Annotated in this window: 17 protein-coding genes and 1 pseudogene; 14 read left to right on the forward strand and 4 right to left on the reverse strand. The window is 41.0% G+C overall.

The window, feature by feature from the left end:
* Positions 1 to 250 (reverse strand): hypothetical protein (locus EJQ19_RS32205; RefSeq protein ID WP_206438439.1); only part of this gene is annotated, 250 nt, incomplete at its 3' end.
* 237 nt (positions 251 to 487) lie between these two features.
* Between EJQ19_RS32205 and EJQ19_RS16510 the strand changes: the two genes are divergently transcribed.
* The 4 genes from EJQ19_RS16510 to rlmD all read left to right on the forward strand — a co-directional run bounded on the left by EJQ19_RS16510 (position 488) and on the right by rlmD (position 4474).
* Positions 488 to 778 carry a YerC/YecD family TrpR-related protein gene (locus EJQ19_RS16510; protein WP_029198698.1) on the forward strand — a complete coding sequence of 97 codons (291 nt, stop codon included), beginning with the start codon at positions 488 to 490 and terminating at the stop codon, positions 776 to 778.
* A gap of 156 nt (positions 779 to 934) precedes the next feature.
* Positions 935 to 1711, forward strand: coding sequence for a sirohydrochlorin chelatase (locus EJQ19_RS16515; protein WP_126142345.1), 777 nt, complete (start codon positions 935 to 937; stop codon positions 1709 to 1711).
* 7 nt (positions 1712 to 1718) lie between these two features.
* The gene (locus EJQ19_RS16520) at positions 1719 to 2672 is read left to right on the forward strand and encodes a diacylglycerol kinase (protein WP_126142346.1); all 954 of its coding nucleotides are present in this window, start codon (positions 1719 to 1721) and stop codon (positions 2670 to 2672) included.
* A gap of 281 nt (positions 2673 to 2953) precedes the next feature.
* A complete protein-coding gene (rlmD, locus tag EJQ19_RS16525) occupies positions 2954 to 4474 on the forward strand; it encodes a 23S rRNA (uracil(1939)-C(5))-methyltransferase RlmD (RefSeq protein ID WP_126142347.1) in 1521 nt (506 codons plus the stop codon).
* A gap of 220 nt (positions 4475 to 4694) precedes the next feature.
* Here rlmD and EJQ19_RS32580 read toward each other — a convergent pair whose 3' ends face one another.
* From EJQ19_RS32580 to EJQ19_RS16540, 3 genes are all read right to left on the reverse strand, one after another.
* A complete protein-coding gene (locus tag EJQ19_RS32580; protein ID WP_241242943.1) occupies positions 4695 to 4805 on the reverse strand; it encodes a hypothetical protein in 111 nt (36 codons plus the stop codon).
* A gap of 1072 nt (positions 4806 to 5877) precedes the next feature.
* Positions 5878 to 6777, reverse strand: a complete 900-nt coding sequence (locus EJQ19_RS16535; RefSeq protein ID WP_126142348.1) for an AbiTii domain-containing protein — start codon at positions 6775 to 6777, stop codon at positions 5878 to 5880.
* A 4-nt stretch (positions 6778 to 6781) separates the two neighbouring features.
* Complete coding sequence (locus tag EJQ19_RS16540; RefSeq protein WP_126142349.1) at positions 6782 to 7159, reverse strand: hypothetical protein; 378 nt, start codon at positions 7157 to 7159, stop codon at positions 6782 to 6784.
* A 583-nt stretch (positions 7160 to 7742) separates the two neighbouring features.
* Here EJQ19_RS16540 and EJQ19_RS16545 point away from each other — a divergent pair.
* The 10 genes and pseudogenes from EJQ19_RS16545 to EJQ19_RS16585 all read left to right on the forward strand — a co-directional run bounded on the left by EJQ19_RS16545 (position 7743) and on the right by EJQ19_RS16585 (position 24299).
* Positions 7743 to 9230, forward strand: coding sequence for a hypothetical protein (locus tag EJQ19_RS16545; protein ID WP_126142350.1), 1488 nt, complete (start codon positions 7743 to 7745; stop codon positions 9228 to 9230).
* Between the two features lie 107 nt (positions 9231 to 9337).
* Positions 9338 to 11011, forward strand: a complete 1674-nt coding sequence (locus EJQ19_RS16550; RefSeq protein ID WP_126142351.1) for a hypothetical protein — start codon at positions 9338 to 9340, stop codon at positions 11009 to 11011.
* Between the two features lie 1108 nt (positions 11012 to 12119).
* Entirely contained in the window at positions 12120 to 13448 is a 1329-nt protein-coding gene (locus tag EJQ19_RS16555) for a reverse transcriptase domain-containing protein (RefSeq protein ID WP_241242944.1), read from the forward strand.
* Between the two features lie 182 nt (positions 13449 to 13630).
* Complete coding sequence (locus EJQ19_RS16560; RefSeq protein WP_126142352.1) at positions 13631 to 14374, forward strand: NERD domain-containing protein; 744 nt, start codon at positions 13631 to 13633, stop codon at positions 14372 to 14374.
* A 42-nt stretch (positions 14375 to 14416) separates the two neighbouring features.
* A complete protein-coding gene (locus tag EJQ19_RS16565) occupies positions 14417 to 16657 on the forward strand; it encodes an MrcB family domain-containing protein (protein WP_241242945.1) in 2241 nt (746 codons plus the stop codon).
* 352 nt (positions 16658 to 17009) lie between these two features.
* A pseudogene (locus tag EJQ19_RS32870) lies at positions 17010 to 18086 on the forward strand (DUF2357 domain-containing protein); the annotation flags it as partial.
* A 419-nt stretch (positions 18087 to 18505) separates the two neighbouring features.
* Entirely contained in the window at positions 18506 to 19033 is a 528-nt protein-coding gene (locus EJQ19_RS32875) for a hypothetical protein (RefSeq protein WP_277600954.1), read from the forward strand.
* Positions 19034 to 19051: 18 nt separating this feature from the next.
* Positions 19052 to 19384: a nucleotide pyrophosphohydrolase gene (locus EJQ19_RS16575; RefSeq protein ID WP_126142353.1), complete on the forward strand. Its 333-nt coding sequence runs from the start codon at positions 19052 to 19054 to the stop codon at positions 19382 to 19384.
* 13 nt (positions 19385 to 19397) lie between these two features.
* On the forward strand, positions 19398 to 21362 hold the full coding sequence (locus tag EJQ19_RS16580; protein WP_126142354.1) for a DUF2075 domain-containing protein: 1965 nt from the start codon (positions 19398 to 19400) through the stop codon (positions 21360 to 21362).
* 174 nt (positions 21363 to 21536) lie between these two features.
* Positions 21537 to 24299: an AAA domain-containing protein gene (locus EJQ19_RS16585; RefSeq protein WP_126142355.1), complete on the forward strand. Its 2763-nt coding sequence runs from the start codon at positions 21537 to 21539 to the stop codon at positions 24297 to 24299.
* The last annotated feature ends 162 nt before the right edge of the window (positions 24300 to 24461 follow it).

Genomic DNA, 24461 nt, shown 5'->3' on the forward strand with positions numbered 1-24461 from the left:
CTGTGCTGCCGCCGCCGAACAGGCCGCCGCCTCCAGCTCCGCCACCGCCGCCGAATAATCCGCCGCCGGTCGCCGGAGGTCCGCCAAAAAAGCCGCCCCCGCCTTCAAAACCGCCGCCGCCAAATGGACTGCCTCCGCCTAAGCCCGGATATTGCCCTAAGCTTTGACCCGGGAGGGTGAGACTTCGTGTCTGCACTTCGGGTTGATTGCTACTTCCGCCATTACCAATGATTTGTCTTGGGTTGGTCACGAGGATTCACGATCCTTTTTATCAGATTTTCTCCTACAGGATATGTCACTTGCCTACCTTTGGTATGGACGAATGTCACGGGTGCCCGCGATTTGTTAGTATTTAACTCTTTAACGCATAGAAATTTTAGTGTTTCACAATCCTAAAGGAAGGAATTAACCCGTGCGTGTCGAATGATACACATGAGCTTACTCGTCGTATGAGCTAACATGCATTTTTACCGGGAGTTGACATCAGATGCAATTAAAAAAATTGAATGATAAAGCCATAGACCAGTTGTTTGAAGCCGTCCTGACGCTCAAGGATATTGAGGAGTGTTACGTATTTTTCGACGATTTGTGCACGGTCAATGAAATCCAATCGCTTTCCCAGCGGCTCGAAGTGGCGCGTATGCTGCGCAAGGGCTGTACGTATAATCAGATTGAAGCCGAGACCGGGGCGTCCACCGCGACCATCTCCCGCGTCAAACGCTGCTTGAACTACGGTAACGACGGTTATGTGCTGACCTTGGATCGTTTAGGCCGTTAAAGGTTCATGAGGCGAAAAGCTTGTGATCGAAGAATCCTGTATTACCTTTGGTAATGCGGGATTTTTCCTGTTTTCGGGCGGCTGAATTGACATGCGAGGGCACATTCGATAGCATAGGAACAAGAGACGCAGATCGGACGGACGGAGGGATTTGTGATGCAAAAATATGGCGTGCTGGTCATCAGTCACGGGTCCCGCGACGAGGGCTGGGTGCGGCTAGTGGATGAGGCGGTGGCTGGGGTTGTTTTACACCCCAATATCCCCATCTATGCCTCCTACCTGGAGCTTGTCGAGGGGCGGCTGATTCAAGACGGGATCACCGCGCTGGAGGCGCAGGGCGTGACAGACATCATTGTCGTGCCGTTGTTTGTATCCTCCGGGAGTACCCATATCGATGAAATCTCGTGGGCACTTGGCGTCATTCCCGAGCCGCAGCTGGAGACGGATTTAGAGCCTTTTGCCATTCGGGCGCGTATTCATTTCACCTCTCCGATCGACGATGATCCCGTCATAGCGGATATTTTATGGGATAGAGTAAAAGAGCTCACGGCCGAGCCGAACAAAGAAATCGTGCTGGTCGTGGGGCACGGCAGCAAGGAAGACGGCTTTCATCAGAAGTGGCGCACGGGGCTGGAGCAGCTCGCGGCGCGGGTGCAGCGGCTGGGCGGCTTTGCCGGCGCGGAAGTTGCCATGCTTTTGCCGGATGAGCTGCGGGATCGGGTGCAGGCTTTAACGGCTGACAATCCGGATTATGCGGTCATTGTGGCGCCGCTTTTCTTAAGTGAAGGATATTTCACGCGCACCGTCATTCCAACAAGGCTGGAAGGCTGTACGTATCGGTACAATGGACAGGCGCTTTTGCCGAGTCCGCTAATTTCCCGATGGATCGAGCGGCAGATCGCTGCGGGGGTCCAGGCGGCATATAGGGGATAGAACGCGAATGGTCAAACGAGCACGATTAATTTATAATCCGACCTCAGGCCGGGAAGAAATGAAAAAAAGATTGCCCGAAATCCTCCAACGCTTGGAGCGGGGCGGTTTTGAAACGTCCGCGCATGCGACGATCGGCGAAGGTGATGCGACACTGGCGGCGGCCGAAGCGGTCAGCCGAGGGTTCGATCTCATCATTGCCGCAGGCGGCGACGGCACACTGTGCGAAGTCGTCAATGGCATGGCGGAACGAGAGGGCAGACCGCCGCTGGGCATTTTGCCGCTGGGGACGACGAACGATTTTGCCCGCGCGCTGGGCATTCCGAAAAACCTGGAGTACGCGTGCGACCTCATCATCCAGCAGTACAGCACGCCGATCGACGTGGGCAAAATCAACAACCGCTACTTCATCAACATCGCCGGCGGCGGCTCGCTGACCGAGCTGACGTACGAAGTACCGAGCAAACTCAAAACCATGATCGGCCAATTGGCCTATTATATGAAAGGGCTCGAGAAGCTGCCTAGGCTGAAACCTATCGAGCTGTACATTAAAACGGGGGACCGCGAGCTGCATGAAGAAGTCATGCTCTTCCTCGTCGGCAACTCCAACTCCGTAGGCGGCTTCGAAAAGCTGGCACCGGAAGCCAACATGACCGACGGCCTGTTCGACGTTTTAATATTGAAAAAATGCAACTTGGCGGAGTTCATCCGCATCGTCACCCTCGCCCTGCGCGGCGAGCATTTGAACGACCCGAACCTGATTTATTTTAAAACGGATCGCATCGAGATCAACTCCCCGGACTACGTCCAACTCAACCTTGACGGCGAATTCGGCGGCACCCTGCCGTGCGTCATGACCAACCTGCAGAACCATCTGCAGATTATCGTGGATGAGTCGGGCCAGTCGATCTACAAGAAGAAATTCCTGGATACGTTGACGAACGGATTGCATTTGAAGGAGTAGGGGAGGCCGAGAGTGTGGAAGTGTGGGGATCGAAACCGGAGATCAAGCAGCCGGGAGCCTAACAACCCAACACCCAACCACTCGAAATTCAGCAACGTCCTCTTTGCGTGATAGCAGAGCAGGAGGGAATAAGAGAGACAGGAAGTTGGAAATGTGGGAGAAAGAATTCGGAAAGTAGGAAGCCGGGATCATCAACCCACAAACCGACCACACAAAAATCTGCTACCCCCTCTCCGCGTGACAGTTTTTTTCAGGAAATGTTAAATTAAAGTGAGGCTATTATGAGTGAAAAAAAACGTACCGGCTCAGCGCTGGGTAATGATAGAGGCCGCTCGCAAGGGCGTCATGCAGGTGGAGGCAATAAAGGCGGCGGCGCTAAGGCTGCACCGGCTTGGATGGCGGACCTGCCTGTCCGGTTAGGACAACAGGTGGAAGCGGACATCGTAGGCATCTCGCACGAAGGGGAAGGGGTAGGCCGGGCGAACGGCTTTACCCTTTTTGTCGCGGGGGCGCTGCCGGGTGAGCGAGCGCTGGTGGAAGTCGCGCATTTGAAAAAGCAGTACGGGCATGCGCGGTTAGTGGAGTTGCTTGAAGTCAGTCCGGACCGTGTTCGGCCGGACTGCGGGATCTATGAACAGTGCGGCGGCTGCCAGCTGCAGCACCTGAGCTATGAGGCGCAGCTTCGCGTGAAGCGGCAGCAAGTCGTGGATAATTTGGAGCGGATTGGGAAGTTGGCGGTGGCCGCGGGGAACAATGAAGGCACTGCTTCGCAGGAAGGGATTGTGGTCCATCCTACAGTTGGGATGGCCGATCCGTGGCGGTACCGCAACAAAGCGCAGGTCCCGTTCGGGGAAGAGCGCGGCGGCCTGATCGGCGGCTTTTATGCGCAGGGCAGCCATGACATCATTGATATGGAGGCCTGCTTGATTCAACACGAGGCAAACGACGAGGTCGTTGCGCGGGTGAAAGAGATCGGCTCGCGGTTGGGATTTCGCGCTTATCGCGAGGAGACGGGAACTGGCCTGCTGCGCCATGTCGTCGTCAAAGTCGGCTTCCGCACGGGCGAGATCATGGTCGTGCTCGTGACCAATGGCGCCGAGATCCCACGCGTCGACGAGTGGGTGGCCGGCATCCGCGAGGCGCTGCCTGCGGTGAAAAGCATTTGCCATAACATTAACGTGAAACAGACGAATGTTATTTTTGGGGATGAGACGCGTACCCTGTGGGGGAGCGACGTCATCTATGACTATATCGGGGATGTGAAATTTGCCATTTCGGCCCGATCGTTCTTTCAAGTCAACCCCGTCCAGACGGAAGTCTTGTACGGGAAAGCACTGGAGTACGCCGGGCTGACCGGCGATGAAGTGGTTGTCGATGCCTATTGCGGCATCGGGACGATTTCCCTTTTCCTGGCGCAGCGCGCAGGAAAGGTGTACGGCGTCGAGATCGTCGAAGAGGCGATCTCGGATGCACGTAAGAATGCCGCGTTAAACGGCATGTCGAACGTGCACTTTGAGGCAGGACCCGCGGAAGTGGTCCTGCCGGCTTGGACACGTCAGGGCGTCCGGCCTGACGTGATCGTGGTCGACCCGCCGCGCAAAGGGTGCGACCCCGCGCTGCTCGCGACCATCCTCGAGCTGCGCCCTCGGCGGGTCGTGTACGTGTCGTGCAGCGCCGCGACACTGGCGCGCGACCTGCGCGTGCTCGCGGACGGCGGGTACGGCGTCGCGGAGGTGACGCCGGTGGATATGTTTCCGCATACGGTGCATGTGGAAAGTGTTTGTTTGTTGGTTAGGGATTAAACAGAAGGCTGAAACGCCTTGACATATAAGGGGATTTATCTGTAGTACAGACATTTTAATATTGGTATATCAGCGGGGTATTTGTGTCTTTGGTGCTAAATTGGTGCTAATTTTTGGAGATACGACGTTTTGAAGGTGCTAAAGCGTCGTTTCTTTTTATGCTTTCGTTTTGCGGGCACTAGTAATAAACAGAATGTCGCTTACTTTATTCGCAGCATCTTTATCGGCTTTCTGTAAGGCATGCCCCGTAAATATTCATAGTTGTCGTAATATTCGCGTGCCCCAGGCGTTTGGAAATAACCTTAGCATGAACGCCCTTATTAATTAACAAAGTGGCTGCCGTTTGGCGAAGATCATGGAATCTGATATAACGAAGTTTGTTTTTCTTTAAGAAGGCCTAGAACCACAATTAAGGGCGTTCGTGATGGAAGGCCTTCCCGTCGGGGTGGGCAAATATAAAAAGATGTTCTCCCCCTTGCCAATCTTCTATAGCTTTATGTTCTTCGCTTTGATACCTTTGGTACTCTCTCAACCTATTGCCGAGACGAAATTACAGCGTCTACTGGCTAACTAAGACGCGAGAAAAAGGCCGTACCCGGACGGTATGGTGGTTGCCTTTAGGAACGTACAAGCAGAAATTAGCCGCAGAATCAAAGACGGTAGTCTGCTGCGGGATGAATTTCAGCCCATGCTGGACGAAATGCGTACGCACAGAAAAGCGTACTTAGAGTTTCCAAAAAATATCTTAGTTAAAATGGAGCAGGTAAATAAAAGCCTGCGACATAAGAACGCATCGGCATGATGGGGCCGAAACAGCTTTCAGAATGGGACTTCAAGAAATGGGCATGGATTAGTGCGGAAGACTATAACGAAGATCTAGTAGCGAGACGTATCGAAGCTGCCCCCTGTACGTAGCACGCCGAATGAAATGCCGTTAAAGCCTAGCACTTCACAATGGTAACGACATATACACAAATTAAAAATAGTTAAAAGCCGCGTATGAAGGGATACAGCCCGCAACGCGGCTTTCGTTTGACCTGGCCCGATGTCTACTATATGCTAACTTACTAGGCCCTTCGGCGTTCGTGGTACATGCATTGTAGAATTACGAGCGTTGTTCCGATTGCCATATGACATTGTGATCTACTTGTATTTCGGTCGGTTCGACAAGTTCTGATACTTCGAATATCTGTCCGACTTCTATTGCTGGTTATAAGTCGTTATTGCTGTACATGTATAGCTTTGAAAAATGCTGCCCAAATATTCCAGGTAGCCGTCGTCATCTTCTTCTACATGAGGGTCTTCGGCCAGGCAGTCAAGTTGGGCTTCGATAATCTGGCCGCTATACCAAATAATTGTACAAATTGTGCCAGTTCGTAGCTTTGCGATAGCGGGGATTAATTTCATAAGCCTAGTTTGGAGATTTCATGGATTAGACCTGATGCAATAAGGCTGCTAGTTGCTTTTTCTAAAATACTGCCCATTATTTTCAGAGATTTCTTTATTACACCAGGGTTTGGTGTAGAATTCATAATTTCATCCTTAATCTTTTCTATTTCGTTCGTTATTGCTTCTTGCTCAGAACCTTTTAATCCGGTGTTAGCAATGTTGCTTTCAATTTGGTTAACTAGAGTAGTTAGACTTTTGATGTCTAACCCATTCACTAAGTGCATGTTTTGAGTTGAGTTATCTGAGTTTTGTTGGATTTGAGATTGATTGATGTCACCATAAAAATGATTTACAGTGTAGCCCTTTTCGTTAGCCAAACTTTTTTCCTCCTTACTAAAGCTAATTCCTTCCCCTAAAATCCCGTCTTCCTCTAGTTTTAATGCCCATTCAAGAACAACGTTTCTTACCGTCTCTAAAATCTTTTTTGCCTGCGAAACACCGAATTGTAACTGGTACTGGGTTTCAAATGGCGCTGTTTTATCCAGTTGTCTTTGCAATTGATGAGATAATGACATAACTAGGGTTCCCTTACTAGATTTCACAAGTAACTCTATTTCCGTTACTGGTTGAACAATGAAATTCTTTGAAATCTTTGCAGAGATTCTAGCGTCATCGAATAATACAGGTATCCAACCGTGGTAAGGATTCCAGGCCTTAACTTCACCTTGTATTTCTCTATATTCAGGAATCCCTTTCGCTGACGCGGGGTAACCATTAAGTTCCTTATGTATCCAATTTTCAAATTCTGAAATTTTTAGCTTTTTTGCAACCACATAAGCCTTTCTCAGTAGGGATGTTATATCGCTTGTTGAATTGTAAGCATCCTCTTGTAGTTCAAGTACAAGTGACTTCATAGATCTACTCCTTATGATACAAACTATATGGATAATAATAACACAAATTGAGATCTAATTTAGAATTGTTTTCCAATTCAATTGTGATTTCTTCCCACAGCTGGGAAACAGGCTTCTTCCTTTCGGCCCAGGTCCGAAGGAACGCCAGGGCAGCTTCCGCGTCGTAGTAGGATAGCTTCGAAAGCATAATAGGGATATGTGCGTTTTTTTCGGCAATCTCTTTTAATGCTGGCCCTAAAATTTCCCAAGCCCTTTCACTTGCGGCTGCAATTAACACCGAATGCCCCTCTAATCTTCCACGCATAAAAGATATTCCCGTTGCGTACTCCTCCCTGCTTATATCAATCCCAGTATGTTTATTGCAGGATTCGTACTTATCCATTCCCATGCCCCCTTACATGGATTATATAATAACCGTATCTACCTGTAACCAATTATACCCAACTGACACTTTAGGGACGTGGTTGGTAGTTAATAAGGCTTTAGCCTGTACCTCTAAAGATTTTCAGATGGTGCTATAATGTTGTGAAAACTTGATGCGATATAAAGATACAGCATTTATAATGGAAATAATGTTATTAATAAAATTATCGTAATAGCCCAAACATACGACACATGTGGAGTCGGTCATATTGATGGCTCGAAAATGAGATGTGGCAGGTGCGCTAAAGATAAATAGATTGAGGTACTGAACAAGAAGCAAAAGAAAGAACTGTGTACGTGTGCAGTTCTTTCTTTTTGCTTTGACATTTACGTGGCAGCTCTATAGGAAAGCGCACCATATTAAATGCGCGAGATAATGACAAATCAAGATAGCTAACAGTCGAATTAACTGTCGGATTTTGTTAATACCGTACACATTATTTAATCTGCCATGATATACTAGGTCTTAAGTTCTATTCAATTTTTATCTTGCATTAAGTTAGAACGATTATGCTGCAAAAAATAAAATGGAGGGTAGCTTAATGAAAATTAGCGAAATATTCAATCTTGGAGTGCAACAAGTTCAACTCGATTTTGTAGATATTGATATAAAAAAAGACTACCCGTTGTATATAGACCCGTATTTAATATCGACTAGGACTGACCCTTGGTCTATAGAAGTGGATCGAACAATAAAAAGTTTCTTTTCTAAGGTAGCAGAACTTATTCGAAATGATGAACATGCAAAAGCAATTGAATTGTTTCAATTCATGTCAGAGCCCAAAGAGACTTGTCTAGGCATTAGTCGTACGGGTACTGATAACGGAAGGGGAGTGGGGGAAGAAAATGCCACGGGTATAATTAAGGAGATTATTAAAAGTAAAGCAATTGAAACAGGTATTGTTCAAAATATTGAAGATATTATTGTATTCGTAGATGATGTTGATAAAGATAAGCTTTCCGACATGACCACAAACATTATTAGGAAGCACCTTATTGATTATACAAAAGAGCAATGTACGATATGGGATATTCCCTTAAAGACAAACGAGTCTTTACCTTATTGGGATCCTATTGAGGAAGATTGGACTACTTACCAAGACGAATTGTTATTCTATAAAGGGCGCGAGTTAATATTAGTTCCAAAAGCAATTGTGTCTTATATCTCTGAGTATAATGCACAGAAATATGGTTGGCATTTTGTCATAAGTGAAGAGCGTGACGAACAATTAAGACGAAGAAGTACCTTAGTCAAATATAAAAAGTATAAAAACGGAAAAGAGAAGTATTTTCTTCCGAAAAAGGATGTCGACAAAGATATTGGTAGACGAATTGCTGATGGTGAGTTTGAAAGCAGGAAGGATTTCCTAAGACAATACACGCAGAAAAAACCTGAGCTGTTTGAGAGATTCAGGAAAACAAGAACAGGGGCTGTGAAATCCCTCTCCAACGATGAAATAATGCAGTTTACAGGATATGAGGATATAAGCAAGATCATTGATGCTTTAATCATAAATCTTAAGAGTATCCCTATAGGCACAAAACATGCTTCAGAGTATCACAAATTTATCAAATCAGTGTTGGAAATGCTTTTTTATCCCCATCTTAACAATCCAACTATAGAAGAAAAACTTCATCAAGGAAGGAAAAGAGTAGATATTGTTATGAACAATATCTCTTGTAACGGCTTTTTTTATAGGCTACAAGAAAAGAATAAAATTTTTTGTCCTTATGTTTTTATTGAATGTAAAAATTATGGAAAAGACATTGCAAATCCAGAGTTGGATCAGTTGTCGGGAAGGTTTGCCTTTAATAAGGGGAAATTTGGAGTATTAATGTGTAGAACTATTGAAGATAAAGAGTTGATTTATCAGAGATGCGCTGATACATACAGGGACGATAGGGGATTGATCATTCCTTTAGACGATAGTGATATCATTGCAATGCTTGAATCTATAAAAAATGATGAAGAAGATGAAGTTGAACGAAAGCTCGAGAAGATTAAAAGAATAATAATTATAAACGGGTAGCTATTCTCAATGTCTACTAGAGTTCAATTAATATAATGTCCGGATCGCATTTTTCCTAGCTCTAGAGTCATTGACTTCAACAATTAATTTATGCAGTGGGGGAAGATATGGAGAATAAGCGGAAGCAGTTTGAAGAATTTCTTGAACTTGAGAACTATAAAATTGAAGATGAACTTGCGGAAATTATTGATAGATTTCGGCAGTATAAACCGCATGAAGTTTTTTGGTTAATTAATAGTTTAATTATGGATAATACAAAATACGCATTTGAAAACAGAAAGAAACGTATTTCTCCAAAATTGGCAAATCGATTATTTTATTTATATAAAAAGAACTCCCAAACAAATAACGATTTAAAAATTAAAAATAAAGCTAATGAATTAGAATGGTTAAGAACGAAGTTTATTAAAATATATGATTACTACTGTATGGAACAATTTAATCAGAATGAAGTGTTAGAAGATGAAGACTCAGAAGATTTTACACGTATGTCATTAAGGAATTTCCATCCTCATAATTTTTTAACATATCATTTTGATTATCCTGATACTTCTTGGTTTCAGTATTTGCGTGCCATCGAACTCAATCGAAAAGTAATTGATGAAATCTTAAGTAAAGATAACCTCACAACAATTGAAGTTGAGAAGGGGCTATTGGTTTGCATACTATACGATTTTTTCCATCATCAATCATACTCAAAACGATTAGTAAATGATTTGTTTTATGAAAAAGAAAAATATAAATTCGAAGGATTCTTAACCAGTTTTTCCAAAAAACAGTTTTCAAATATTTTAAGCAAATTCGGCATAAGAGATAAAGAGTTTATCGCAAGATTTTTTCCGGAGATTAAAAATGAGAAAGTTACAACATTAGGTTACCCAACTGACAAATATTATAAAGAGGAGTTCTCACTTGGGGTTAGCCATAAAGAAAGAATATTCTTTCCACGTTCTAACTTCGTGCTTGATGAATTTTGGAATTATATTTTAGAATGTGAAGAAATGGTTGGTAGAAAAGATGATTTCGTTGAGTTATATACAATTATGTTGTTAACCAAGTTCTTTGGCAAAGATAATGTTTTTTTTAATTTATTTGATGACAATGGTGCGGAACAGGATATAATTGTACTTTATGGAGAAAATATACTTTGTTTTGAATGTAAATCTGAAGTGCTAAAAGAACCTTTCAGAGATTCCGATAAATCAAATATAAGAATGCAACAAAACTTTAAACGTGTTATACAAAAAGCTTATAATCAAGGTCAGCGAGTTAAAGAGAACATTAGAAATAATAAGGGCAGATATTATGATAGTGATAAAAAAGAGTCTCGAGAATTGGTATTGGATTTAAGTGCATACAGCCACCATAATGTAAATGTTGTTTGTGTAACAATTAATAACTACTTAAATCTATCGAATCGTGTAAATAAATACCTGAGAATTGAAGGAAAGGATAAGATCTATCCTTGGGTTATTGATATTTTTAGTCTCGAGCATATCTTAAACAAAATCAAATCAATAAATAAAGATGAAGCGTATTTCATAAGGTATATTCGGGATAGAATTAAATCATATTTAGGTGTTCAATCTATGGGAGCAGAAGAACTAGATTGTTTTGGGTATTATCTCCAATATGAAAAGTTTTGGGACTCAATGAATGGTTCGTTTATGCTAAATCTAGGCAATGGATACGCAACTTTTGTATTGGATTATATCCCTAGACCTGAACTTGACCTAATGCTGCACTATTTTTCTGAACTTGCAAATATAGAGGTTGAATAAATTATTTTAGCAAATGTCATTCCATTCGGAAATTCTATAGTGCTGTACTCCCTGTCACCTCGCCACATGTGGAGTCGGTCGTATTGATGGTTAGAAAGTGAGATGAGGCAGTTCGCTTTAGTTGTTCTATTAGGAAAGAGGATTGGTGTGTATGACTCATTTAACTCATAAAAATGCGATGGAGCATAAATCTAGAGTTGCGTATGAATGATCCTGCACTCATTCAATTAAAATCAACAGAGAAATGTAAAAAATATGGACATATTCCTGCTGGCGTAACGAAAGCTTAAAAAAGTGTGACCGTATTGTCCGCCTCGGAAACATGCAAAAATACACCCAAGAAATCATGATGAACGGCTCGTTCCATATGGAGTGCGTGGTATTGATGGTTCGTAAATGAGTGTAAACAGTAATCAAAGTCATCTCAAAGACTAAATAATCGTATTACGAGCAGAGCGAAGTTCAGGTATCCACTCCTGTTTTTCCCGCGGCTCTTTTCATTTGGGGGGACCAGGGGAAGGCTTTTGAAGGGTAATGTCCCGGTCTGGTGATATAGAGAAAATGTATGAGTTACAAGAGCTGGCGGTGTTTTCTCCTGTTCTGTCTCGATCATTTCCGCTGATTTTGCTCCGGTTAGCTTTTGGCTTATTCCCCCCTGCCTTCAATACGACTTTAATTGGGGAAATGGGGGAGGAATGGCTGATAAACCTTGTGGCTGTAAGGATGTCGAAGCGGTGCATGTGACAAGATTATTTAGGATTTTGAAAATATGATCTGCGACTTTTATTTACAATAAGTTACAAAATATGATACAGTTAATAAGTAACATCGCTCTGTAGAGCTAGGGGTACAGAGGAAAAAGGTAGAATTCTGTCAAGGTCAATTTCATATCGAGTAATACTAAGAACTAGACTTGCGAAATCAAGTAATAGGCTTAAGTATGCCATATGTCTATTGTCTCCTTTCAGATTTATTAACCTTGCCATTATACTATTTAAAGTATACATGAATTGTAGTTATCAGTGACCACGAGAGTTATGCTCTAAATGAATTTCCCGAAGGGGAGGGTATGCTGGTATGAGCGAATCTACTAATAGGTCACGATTAGGTGCTTGTACCAGCTCTGCTAAAAATGAAAATGTATAAAGCAAAATATTTTACTCATTTTGATAAAAGAATATCATTTGAAAAAGTTAAGGATAAAATTCAAAATTCTGAGTGGGTTGCTCAGCATGGATTTTATCCTTTTCTCCATTACAAGATTATTTTCAATAAATATAGTAGCCAAACAAAGATAAGAAAGAAGAAAATTCGAAAAATATATTATGCATCACATATAGACGGCTATATTTATAGTTATTATGGTGACAAAATAAATGAACATTACAATAGTATTACTATAGAAAGAAACATTGATGATGTTTCAATTGCATATAGAAATAATAAAAAAGGCAAGAGTAATATACACTTTGCTGCAGAAGTAATAGATTTTATTACTAAACATAAACGGTCCTACATTTTTGTTGCTGATTTCACGGACTTTTTCGACAACTTAAATCATAATTATCTAAAAGAAAAGCTGAAGGTTGTTATGAATCAAAATAATCTACCTTCTGATTACTATAATATATTTAAAAATATTACTAGGTTTAGTTATATTAATAAAAAGAAATTAGAAAAATATTTAATTGATAATAAAGAAGATACATATTTCAAAAGAAAAGAGCGATATTTAACTACTGAACAATTCAATAATTATAAATATACCAACATTGAAAAAAATTCAAAACCATATGGAATACCTCAGGGATCAGGTATAAGTGCCGTTTTATCAAATGTATATCTTATTGATTTTGATCAGGAACTTAATAATTATGTAAGAGATCACAATGGAATGTATAGGAGATATTGTGATGACATTATAGTAGTTATTCCTATGAGTGACGGAGATAAATTAGATTTTGAATTTCATGAGAATAAAATAAATGAAATATCTGCTAAGGTGCCTAACCTAATTATTCAAAGAGAAAAGACAAATCATTTTTTTTATCAAAATAAACAAATTTCTGAAATCAATGGTACAAGTAACAATCTAGATTATTTAGGATTTAGATTTGATGGTAAGCGAATATATTTAAGAGAAAAGAGTTTATTCAAGTTCTATACAAGAGCCTATAGAAAAGCGAAAGTGTGCAATGAGTTATCCAAGATACATGGTAGAAAGGTGAAAAGAAGGCAATTGTATAAGACCTACACACATCTTGGCAGAAATTATAAGAACCCGAAAAATGAAAAAGTTAAAGGTAATTTTATTACTTACGCTGAACGAGCTCATAGGGAGTTTGAATCAATAAGTAATATTGAGGTAAAGGTAAATGATCAAGTTAAGGGACATTGGAGCAAGATTCAGAAGAAATTAAATCAAGGGCAAGATTGAATAGATTATCAATGAATGAAGGCGATTTATTTAAAAAAAATGATAAATTCTGGCGGGTTATGCAAAACAGAGTATCTATTCACCTAGAATGGATACTCTGTTCCGTATAGCTTACAAATTCCTACCAAATAAGACAAAAGACATGGTACAATTCGACTATATCCTAATAAAGGAGAGTCCATATGTACACCTACCTAACACTCCTAGGCGCGATGTCCATCCTAACAATCATTCTAAAATCCCCAAAATTCAAAGGATTTCTCGGCGAAAAGTTCGTGTCGTATAGATTAAACAAACTAGACAACTCAAAATACTTCATCCTAAACGACATCACAGTCCCATCCGTCAAAGGTAAGACCACACAGATTGACCACATTGTCATTTCAGAATACGGTGTTTTCGTCATCGAGACGAAGAACTATAACGGCTGGATTCTGGGCGACGAACGTTCAGAATATTGGACTCAGGTTATCTATAAAAGGAAAGAAAAGCTGTATAATCCAATTAGGCAGAACTACGGGCACATTCAAGCATTGAAGGCTTTATCGCCTGGCTTTGAACAGATTCCATTCATTTCGATTATTTCTTTTAGCTTAAAGGCAGATTTAAAGGTGAATGTCACCTCAGAGGTTATTTATTCGAAATACTTAATTAAAACGATTGAGAAATATAATGAATCCGTTATTTCACAAGAAGATGTGCAGAAATTGCTTCAAATATTCCAGCAAGCAAGCTTACAGGATAAGAAGGTAAAAAAGGAACACGTTAAGGCTATACAGCAAGAAATGGCTGACAAGTCTAACATGGTCGCAAAAGATGAGTGCCCGAAGTGTGGAGGTCCTCTTGTAGAACGTAGGGGAAAGTACGGCCCATTCAAGGGATGTGGAAATTACCCCAAATGTAGATTTATCCATAAGCATGCATGAGTGCAGTTGTCATAATATCTAAAAAGAATAAGGTGAATTTATTTGAATACCTTGACGCTCCCAAATGAACTTAGTCACATATTTTCTCATAAGCAAAAGTCCTACAAAATGGTCTTCATCCTTGCACTCCTTACAGAAATGCAGGCTACAGGGCAGAGGGAAGCTTCCCTGAAACACATTAAGCAACGCTTCTTATCACTTCTTCAAGAAAGAGAGTCGAACGGCCTTTTGGTTGACCAGCCTCCGGAGAAAGCGGGGACGAACTGGGGAAGTATGAACACAACCAATATTCAATCCGTGATCTCCACGCCAATTGCTGCGCTTTCGACTATTTTGGAGCAAACGAGTGATACCATTGGATTTAAAAAAGCGCTTTACGATTCTTGGCCGCAGGATGTCTTAACCTATCTCTACGATTACGCTCATGCTGAACTTGAGTCCTATTATCAGCAGCAGAGTCAAAATTCTTTTTCTCTAAAAGAAGCTCTATCGGATGTATTAACTACATATCTAATGGCGAAAAGAGAGCCCCTTGCTGGACATCGCCTAGGGAGCTTAATGCGCCAAGCCATTCCAGCGGAGCTAAAGAAGCTTCCATTTATTCACGCTGATCTTAAAATTCAGGGATCCATAGGCCAAGGCAATTGGGCGACGATCCCGTGGATCGCTATCATGGATAAGCGACTGACAGAAACTACCCGCCAGGGGGAGTATCTGGTTTATCTTTTCGCAGAAGATATGAAATCGCTTTATCTTACCTTCATGCAGGGTGTTACAATTCCCGTTGAAACCAAAGGAAGGCCCGCTGCTTATCAATACTTCAAAGAGAAGGTTCAGGAAATCCGTGAACTACTACCATTAGACGGTATGACGAAGGACGACGCCATTTTCCTAACCACTGGTGGACTTGGCCAAGATTATCAAGTTTCGACAGTCGCTTATTACCGATACGATGTGGATCATCTTCCAGATGACGAACAGTTGATTGCTGATTTAAGAAATGCTGTGACGAATTACAACGAGTATGTGAATCATGTCCTTCATTTCAGAGACGAACATCAGGAGTCGGTTAATGATCAGAATGACGATCAGGAACAAGAATGGGAGGATCAACCTTTTGTGGACCCATTAACGGTAAGTGAGCGAGTAGCGAAAATTAAAAACTTCATTGCCAATAAAGGATTTATGTACCCGGATCATTGGATCGAGAATTTTTATCTTTCCCTAAAAGCGAAGCCTTTCGTTATCCTTGCGGGGGTATCCGGGACGGGAAAAACGAAGCTTGTGAAACTTTTTGCTGAGGCGGTGGGGGCCACTGCGCAGAACGGTCAGTTTACACTCATTCCAGTCAGACCTGACTGGAGCGATCCCTCGGATCTGCTGGGGTACAAAGACTTATCCGGTGCTTTCCGACCTGGAAAATTAACAGAAGTGCTAGTGGAGGCGTCCAAACCTCGCAATCAGCATAAGCCCTATTTTATCTGTTTGGATGAGATGAACTTAGCTAGGGTGGAGCATTATTTCAGTGACTTCCTAAGTGTTCTTGAGACGAAAGAGTGGCGGGATAGCCGAATCGTGACGACACCTCTCATTCATCAAGATTCTCTGCAACATGAGTCAGATAAGCAGGTGTTTGGAGATCTATATCTCCCGGATAATGTGTATATTGTTGGCACAGTCAATATGGATGAGACGACACACCCTTTTAGTAAAAAGGTGCTGGACCGCGCGAACACGATTGAATTTAACTATATTCATTTAGGTCAGTATCCGAGCATTGGCGAGGTGCAAACGACCGAGGATGCAGTTTATCCGCCTAATTCGCTGCTGCGGAGTGATTACCTGCAATTAGTTGACGTGTATCAGGATTACAAGCTACTAACCGAAGAGACAACGGAGTTATTAGTCAAAATCAACGGCATACTCGAACAGATTCATTCTCATGTAGGGTTCCGAATTCGGGATGCCGTGTGTTTCTATATGATTTACAATGAACGGTTCAATCTCCTAGGCAAAGATGCAGCGTTTGATATGCAGCTGCTTCAAAAGATCCTGCCGCGCATTCAAGGCAGCAACCTCTCTGTGAAGACAGCTTTGCTGCAACTAATGCAGATTGCACTCAACCGGAATATACCGTTAGCCGAGTACAGAGAAGATGCTTCCAAGCTCTATACATCGCAAGAGTTCGTACCTTCTGCCAAATATCCGCAAAGCGCTAGGAAAATTGCCTTCATGTTACGGAGGTTAGAGGAAGATGGCTTCACCTCATACTGGCTCTCTTAATCAGAGCAGGGAATTGCTGAGAGTAGAGACGAATCTATTTAATCTATATTTGCAAGGGAAGCCATTCCATCCCACCGTTGAAACGTTGAGTCTGCATCGGAGTGAGAATGAGGAGTGGGTGAATGCTCATTTTCATATAGATCCGCTGATAGATTCGCTAGAGATCGAGGCTATCTCCGTTTACTCTCACGCTACTAGGGAGATGGTGTCCTGGAGTGCCGGTGACGCGGCAACGCCTATGTTTTATGAGACTCAGGGCTATGAGATGGTTGTTGAAAAGAAATCAGACATTCCCTTAACCTTTTACCATGAGAATCTTCATGTAAGGCAGGCTGTAAAACCGCTGGGGAAAATGATTTTATCTGGTGTTCTCAATTTTCAAAATGAAGTCGGATTCACAGAGCTCGAGCTCCGACTAGGTGGAGAGGCAATCTTTCGGCTACAGTTGGAGATTTTTCCTTCGAAAATCGATTACAAGAACGACTATCAAATGATTCTTCATGATGTGAATGAGCAAATCTATAATTTGTCTTTCGACTTTTTGCGGAAGACGTACAATTTAACGGGGTTAAAAGAAACGAATCACCAGAGTTTAACGGAGTATTTTACGATATTGCAGCATGTATTTGCACAGCTGACGCAAGCCGTTGAGCGGATAAAGCTGGCTCCTCATTCTAAGCTAGAGAGTGAGAATCGTCTTGTCGACGCATCGCGTGTGAAGAAGGCTGGCAAAGAGAACATTGCTTTTCTAAGCAAGCGTCCTCAATTGTTAGCGAAGGATCCGTCACATGGCATAATAGAAGTAAGTGGTCAACGATATACGCCAACCCATCTTTTGGAGACAAAGCGGCATGTTCATTACGATACGGCTGAGAATCGTTTTGTGAAGTGGGTCTTGGTTCGAGTAGGGCAAAAGCTGAAGGACGTTAAAGCACGAGTATTGCAGAAAGGTCGCGTTGAAGACCCTGAACTGACTAGGAAGATTAACCTGATGATGAATCAGGTTCAGCGGTTGTTGCAGCATGATTTCCTGAACGTTGGGGAGATGCGGCAGTTTACGATTTCGTTAGTCTTGCAGATGGCCTCTGGCTACCGTGAGGTATATCGCTATTATTTAATGTTGTTAAAGGGTCTATCGATTCAAAACGATCTCTTCCGTTTATCTATGAAAGATTTGGCGCAGCTCTATGAGTACTGGTGTTTTTTGAAAATTCATCATCTCCTAAGTAAGAAGTATGAGCTGCTCAAACAAGATATTATTTCTGTAAATCGAAGCGGGTTATTTGTGACTCTGGATAAATCCCAATCAGCGAAGATGGTGTATCGGAACCCGAAGAATGGGGAGATTTTCACCTTATTTTACAATGCGCTGCCTAAAGGAGATTCGAGCCCAACGCTAGCGCAAAGGCCGGATAATGTTCTAACACTGAAGAAGAATGATGCCGCGGCTGAGTATAAGTATGTTTTTGATGCTAAATATCGATTAATCCAGGCTATGAGGGTACGCCTTATTACGAAAAGTACCGGATGCCGGGGCCAGAAGAAGATGACATTAATACGATGCATCGGTATCGGGATGCGATTGTTTTTAATGAGGGGAAAGGCCGGGAATACGAGCGTAGTATGTTTGGCGCCTATGTGCTGTTTCCTTACCATGATGAGGAGCGGTTCAAGCAGCATAAGTTTTATCGCAGTGTGGAGCTCATTAATATTGGTGCGTTTCCGTTCTTGCCGAACTCAACGAGCCTTATGGAGAAGTTTTTGGATGAGATTATCATGGATAGTCCCGAAAAAGCCTATGAGCGGTCGACACAGCCGCGTGGAACAAAAGAGTATTATAAGGACAAGATGTCTGGTAAGAATGTTTTGGTTGGGGCGTTAAGTAAAGCAGATCAACTGGATGCAGCGTTGAAATTCGGTTTTTATCACACCCCGTTGCGAAATATTACGGACCATAAAGTGCTTACACGACTTGAGTATGTGGCGTTATACCAGTCTATTCGTCTGTTTGGTGCGGAGGGCGCTGGGATCACCTGGTATGGGAAGATCAAGGACTGGAAGGTTGTTCCACGCTCAGCGATTAGGGAGATTCCATCTAGCCGAGGCGCTTTGGACGAGCTTTATGTGCGGTTTGAGGTGGAGTCGTGGGTGAAAAGGGCGGAACCGATTATGCCAGCGGGGCATGGGATTTATCGGATTTTGTATACCACTGATTACATGTTTAATCGGGCGAAGGAAGTGTCAGAGCTTCGTCTTGAGACGGAAGAAGAACTAAGAGAGTGGCGCGAGAAGCGGCGTGCTGGAAAGGTTCGTGTGGCATTAGATCGGGAGCACGTGGATCTGGGTAGTGCTGTTGTGGGGATTGAGGTGGAATAGGGGGGAGCGAGTGTAAGTATGGACGCAATAACAAAGAAAATTATTGAATTTCGCGATGAACGTGATTGGAAACAATTTCATAACGCTAAGGATTTAGCAATATCGCTAACGCTTGAAGCTAGCGAATTACTTGAGAATTTTCAGTGGAAATCAAGTGAAGATGCGATCAACAAGAACATGGATCAAATCCAGGATGAGCTTGCGGATGTTCTTATTTATGCCCTAATGCTTGCGCATGATTTAGAGATAGATGCCGAAAAAGCAATATTACAAAAATTAAAGAAGAATGCTGAGAAGTATCCCGTTGATAAATTCAAAGGTACATCTAAAAAATATACTGAGGGAGAATAGAGGGCATTATTCTATGATTATTTATGAAGCTACCAAAGAAGAGTTTATGAATCATGTGACTGAGGACAGTATTGCGGTAAGAATTCATAATGTATTAGTAGAAAAAATCGGTGGAACTTCTGCTAGTGAAATTAACTCTTGGAATAATTCAATGAATTACATGTATAAAGTTTTAAATACGACAAACATTCCAGATGATATTACAATTGCAATTGAATATAAAGTGCCAGCTAACTCTAGGAGAATAGATTTCATACTCACTGGACTTGATGCAGATAACCAGAGTTCAGTCATCATTATTGAGTTAAAACAATGGCAGAATTTAAGTAGTGTTGATAAAAAGGATGGCATTGTGCAAACGTACCTTGGTCGCCGCTTAAGGGAAACGACACATCCATCCTATCAGGCCTGGTCCTATGCCAAGTTAATAACAGAATATAATGAGTCGGTAAGGAATGAACAAATCTCTATTTACCCTTGTGCTTATTTGCATAATTATGTGAAGCCAACCAATGATCCGCTAACAAATGAGCAGTACGAAAAATATGTTACAGAAGCCCCGATTTTTACCAAGGGGGATGCTTTAAAACTAAGGGCGTTTATTTCACTTTATATCAAGAAGAGTGATCGAAAGAAACTGTTGTATCTTATTGAACACGGGAAAATTAAGCCATCAAAATCACTTCAAGACGCCTTAGTAGGAATGCTAGATGGCAACGATGAATTTACGATGATTGATGAGCAAAAAGTCGTCTATGAAACAGCTATTCAAATGGCTATCGCAGCTCAAAATAGCAATAAGAAACAAGTACTTATAGTTGAGGGAGGACCGGGAACAGGCAAATCAGTGCTTGGAATTAACCTTTTTGTGGAGCTAACTTCAAGGGATCTCCTATGTCAATATGTGACTAAAAACAGGGCTCCTAGAGATGTGTACACCAAAAAACTTCAAGCAAATCATAAAAAATCATATATTAACAATATGTTTAAGGGATCTGGTGTGTATTATGAGTCATTGTATAATGAACTTGATGTATTAATCGTCGATGAAGCTCATAGACTGAATGAAAAGTCAGGTCTATTTAAAAATAAAGGCGAAAATCAAATGAAAGAAATCATTCATGCTTCAAAGTTTTCCGTCTTTTTTATAGATGAGTATCAAAAGATTTCAATTCACGATATTGGCAATAAGGAACAAATTAAAAGATTTGCCACAGAGTATGATGCAGAAATAATTGAGATGGAATTAGAATCTCAATTCCGATGCAATGGCTCAGATGGATATTTAGCATGGCTAGATGATGTATTAGGCATTCGAGAAACAGCAAATTTTGATGGTTTTGATTTTGAGTATGATTTTCAAATATTTGATGATCCTAATGAACTAAGAAGACAAATAATTGAGAAGAATCGAATTGATAATAAAGCAAGAATTGTTGCAGGTTACTGTTGGGATTGGATATCTAATGGGAAAAGTAACAGTAATATTCATGATATTGCTATATCAGAGCATAATTTTTATATGAGTTGGAACTTAGACAATACGACAACGTGGGCAATTGATCCAGGATCGGTGGAACAAGCGGGCTGCATTCATACTTCACAGGGGCTTGAATTTAATTATGTTGGAGTCATTGTTGGTGAAGACTTACGGTATGTGAATGGAACATTATTAACGGATCCGTTTAAGCGGGCAAAGACGGATAAGTCACTTTCAGGTTTTAAGAAAATGTACAAGGAAGATAGAGACAGTGCAATAAGAATGGCGGATCAGATTATAAAGAATACGTATCGTACTTTAATGACTAGAGGGCAAAAGGGATGCTACGTTTACTGTATGGATCCAGAAATGAAGGCATATTTGAGCCAGAGGATGAAGAAAAAGCAAGAGTTTGTATACATGCCTTACTCGGATGGTCTTTTGCTTGCTGCTGAAGAAGCTACTGGGTATCAGTTAAAAGATTATGAAGGAAATTAAATAGTTTTTAAACAAAAAGATCATCTGGATTTCAGGTGATCTTTTGTTTTGCAACGTTTTGTCAATTTTTTGAAGATATTGGAGAAAAAAAGGGATATTAAATTTAGTTGTGGAATTAAACGTAATATTACTAGGATATTTTTACCAATACATTGAAAAGGGATTTGGCCATATATGGATTCGCAAAAATACTTAATCTTAATTGATGATGAAGATAAGACATCAGGAATCGAATATTATATTGATGATGATTCGAGAGTTAAAGTAAAGTACCAAGGTAAGAGTAAGGAGTATACCTATACTAAAGAAAGAATTACTGTTTTAGAAAATCCATTTCAATTGGACATTTCGGATAAATCTCTTTATTACAAAGATAGCCAGCTATTTGATATCAAGGAAGTGTTAATTTTCGGTGAAAAAGCTAAGGTCATATTCAAAGCTGGTCACTCACAAGTATTTAATTATAGAAATATTGTAGTAGATAGTTCAAATCGTGGACCTACTAAATTTCAGAGGCTGTTGCAGAACTGGTCCGATATTGCACAATATACGAAAACTGATGACGAGAAGGATGCCTTCTTAATGAAAGAATTTGCTAAACTAAATTATATAGATCCCCAAAGTGTGTTGTTCAGCTATATGAGCGAGAGCAGAATAAAAATTGAGCATTCTCCTGTTAGAGATACTATATTCCCATTTAGGTTTAATTTAAGCCAGAAAAAAGCCCTTGAAAATGCTTTGGAAAGTAACCTGTCTGTCATTGAGGGCCCACCTGGTACTGGGAAAACACAAACCATTCTTAATATCATAGCCAATCTAGTGCTTTTGAATAAAACAGTTGCTGTAGTATCTGGAAACAACGCAGCCGTTCAGAACGTTAAGGACAAATTAGTTAAGGATGGCTATGAGTTTATTGTAGCCTCATTAGGAAAAAGCGATAATAAGAAGAAGTTTTTTAAGGAAATGCCTGCATATAATAATTTAAGCTGGGAAAGCGATATTGAAGAGTTGGAGTTAGTCACGACAATAAGAGAATTAAATGATCGAATTAATCATTTGCTTGAACTAAATAATAAGAAAGCGATATTAAAGCAAAAGCTGTCTGCCTACCAATTGGAACAAGAGCATTTTGAGAGTTACTACAGTAATCAAAACATTGAATCTATTCATAAACTTCCATTCTACCGCAAGACCCCAGAAGGTATCATATCTTTTTTGGCTGATCATCATATAGCAGTAGAAAAAGGGAATTCAGAGCAAATATTTTATAAATTAAAACTGCTATGGAAGCATGGTTTTACGGATTTCAAAGCATTAAAGGAACAAGAAGTCGGCTACATCATCAACTTGCAGAAATATTACTATAGGTTAAAAATAGAAAAGATAGAGCATGAAATCGCTTCTTTTCAAAAGGATTTAGATGAAGGCTCTTTTGAACCGTTGCTGAAGCGACATGAGGAATTGTCTATTAAGCTTTTTAGACATAAATTGAATCAGAAATATTCAAATATTAAGCAACTGAATATGAATGAAATATCATATAGAAACAAAGGAAACTTTGAAGATTTTATTGCGCACTTTCCAGTAATTTTGAGCACAACACATTCGTTAAGAAATTGTATTCCTGAGGGCTTTCTTTTCGATTATGTAATCATTGATGAATCTTCACAAGTAGATTTGCTCACAGGTGTTCTAGCTTTATCATGTTGTAAGAATGCTATCATAGTAGGAGATATGAAACAACTCCCACAAATCGTTGATATGGACATTAAGCAGAAAATTACCTCTGATAACGTAGAGGAGCACTATGATTATTTTAAGCATAATGTCCTGTCATCGGTGATGAAAGTTTTCGGAAACGCATTACCAAGAGAGTTGCTGAAGGAACATTACAGATGTCATCCTCAGATAATAAATTTCTGCAATAAGAAGTATTATAACGAGGAGCTAATTCCCTTTACTTATGAGAATGAGAGTCAAAGCCCACTAGTCCTTATTCGCACGGAAAAAGGAAATCACATGAGAAGGGTAACTCGCGGCGCAGATAAAGGTAATCTTAATCAGAGAGAGTTAGACGCTATCATACAATTTTTAGAGAATCCAGAGAGACGTGTAGAAAATGCGGATGATATTGGGTTTGCTTCACCCTATCGCAAACAAGTAAAGACAGCTGTTTCACTACTGGATTCACATATTGAAGCGGATACAGTACACAAGTATCAGGGCAGAGAAAAGTCAGTCATGCTTCTTTCTACTGTTCTGGACCATTCATATATGGGTAAATTTGGCATTCCGTTTGTCGATGATCCTTGCATAATCAATGTTGCTGTTTCAAGGGCTAGAGACCAATTCATCCTTGTTACTGATCACTCTTTGTTTGAAAAAGAAAGCAGGGAAGTCAGTGATTTAATCCGATACATGGAATACAATGCACTGGATGAAAACATTATTCAAAGTGATGTTATTTCTGTTTTTGACTTGTTATACAAGGATTTTTCAGAGAAACTGATAGACTTACAAAGCAGATTATTAAATATCTCAAGATTCAAATCAGAGAATATTATGTGGACTTGTATTCAAGATTTATTACTTAATGTAGAGTACAAATGCTTTAAAGCGGGGACGCAAGTATTGTTGAAAAATCTATTTAGTGATACGGACCTACTTACGGATAGAGAAAAAAGTTATATAAAACATAATGCTTCTGTTGATTTTGTTATCTATCACACTTTGAATAATAAACCTGTCCTTCTTATTGAGGTTGATGGGTTTGCATCCCATGCCAATAATCCTGAACAGTTAAAAAGAGACGAATTGAAAGAAAGTATTATAAAGAAACATAATGTTTCTTTTATTAGATTTCCAACGACTGGAAGCGGTGAGATAGAGAAGCTTAGATTAAAATTTAAAGAGGTAAAGGACAGCATTTATGCATAATCTATTTGTTTTTCTAGTTCGACTAGCTTGATAGAATTTCTTAGAGAAGTCACACTAACCCAAAGAATCCGCCTCTGCCGAGACTTCATCGACATCTTGCTTGAATACGTCTCGCACAACGCGGATCAGATCCATGTCCTCACGGCAGAGGTCGGCGCGCCC

The sequence above is a fragment of the Paenibacillus whitsoniae genome, from assembly GCF_003955665.1.
Lineage (GTDB): Bacteria > Bacillota > Bacilli > Paenibacillales > NBRC-103111 > Paenibacillus_E > Paenibacillus_E whitsoniae.

Coding starts and splice junctions, on each gene's coding strand:
- EJQ19_RS16575 (WP_126142353.1), top strand. CDS start 19,052: ATGGACGCAATAACAAAGAAAATTATTGAATTTCGCGATGAACGTGAT.
- EJQ19_RS16535 (WP_126142348.1), bottom strand. CDS start 6,777: ATGAAGTCACTTGTACTTGAACTACAAGAGGATGCTTACAATTCAACA.
- rlmD (WP_126142347.1), top strand. CDS start 2,954: ATGAGTGAAAAAAAACGTACCGGCTCAGCGCTGGGTAATGATAGAGGC.
- EJQ19_RS16515 (WP_126142345.1), top strand. CDS start 935: ATGCAAAAATATGGCGTGCTGGTCATCAGTCACGGGTCCCGCGACGAG.
- EJQ19_RS16560 (WP_126142352.1), top strand. CDS start 13,631: ATGTACACCTACCTAACACTCCTAGGCGCGATGTCCATCCTAACAATC.
- EJQ19_RS16540 (WP_126142349.1), bottom strand. CDS start 7,159: ATGGATAAGTACGAATCCTGCAATAAACATACTGGGATTGATATAAGC.
- EJQ19_RS16585 (WP_126142355.1), top strand. CDS start 21,537: ATGGATTCGCAAAAATACTTAATCTTAATTGATGATGAAGATAAGACA.
- EJQ19_RS16520 (WP_126142346.1), top strand. CDS start 1,719: ATGGTCAAACGAGCACGATTAATTTATAATCCGACCTCAGGCCGGGAA.
- EJQ19_RS32875 (WP_277600954.1), top strand. CDS start 18,506: ATGTCTGGTAAGAATGTTTTGGTTGGGGCGTTAAGTAAAGCAGATCAA.
- EJQ19_RS16580 (WP_126142354.1), top strand. CDS start 19,398: ATGATTATTTATGAAGCTACCAAAGAAGAGTTTATGAATCATGTGACT.
- EJQ19_RS16545 (WP_126142350.1), top strand. CDS start 7,743: ATGAAAATTAGCGAAATATTCAATCTTGGAGTGCAACAAGTTCAACTC.
- EJQ19_RS16550 (WP_126142351.1), top strand. CDS start 9,338: ATGGAGAATAAGCGGAAGCAGTTTGAAGAATTTCTTGAACTTGAGAAC.
- EJQ19_RS16510 (WP_029198698.1), top strand. CDS start 488: ATGCAATTAAAAAAATTGAATGATAAAGCCATAGACCAGTTGTTTGAA.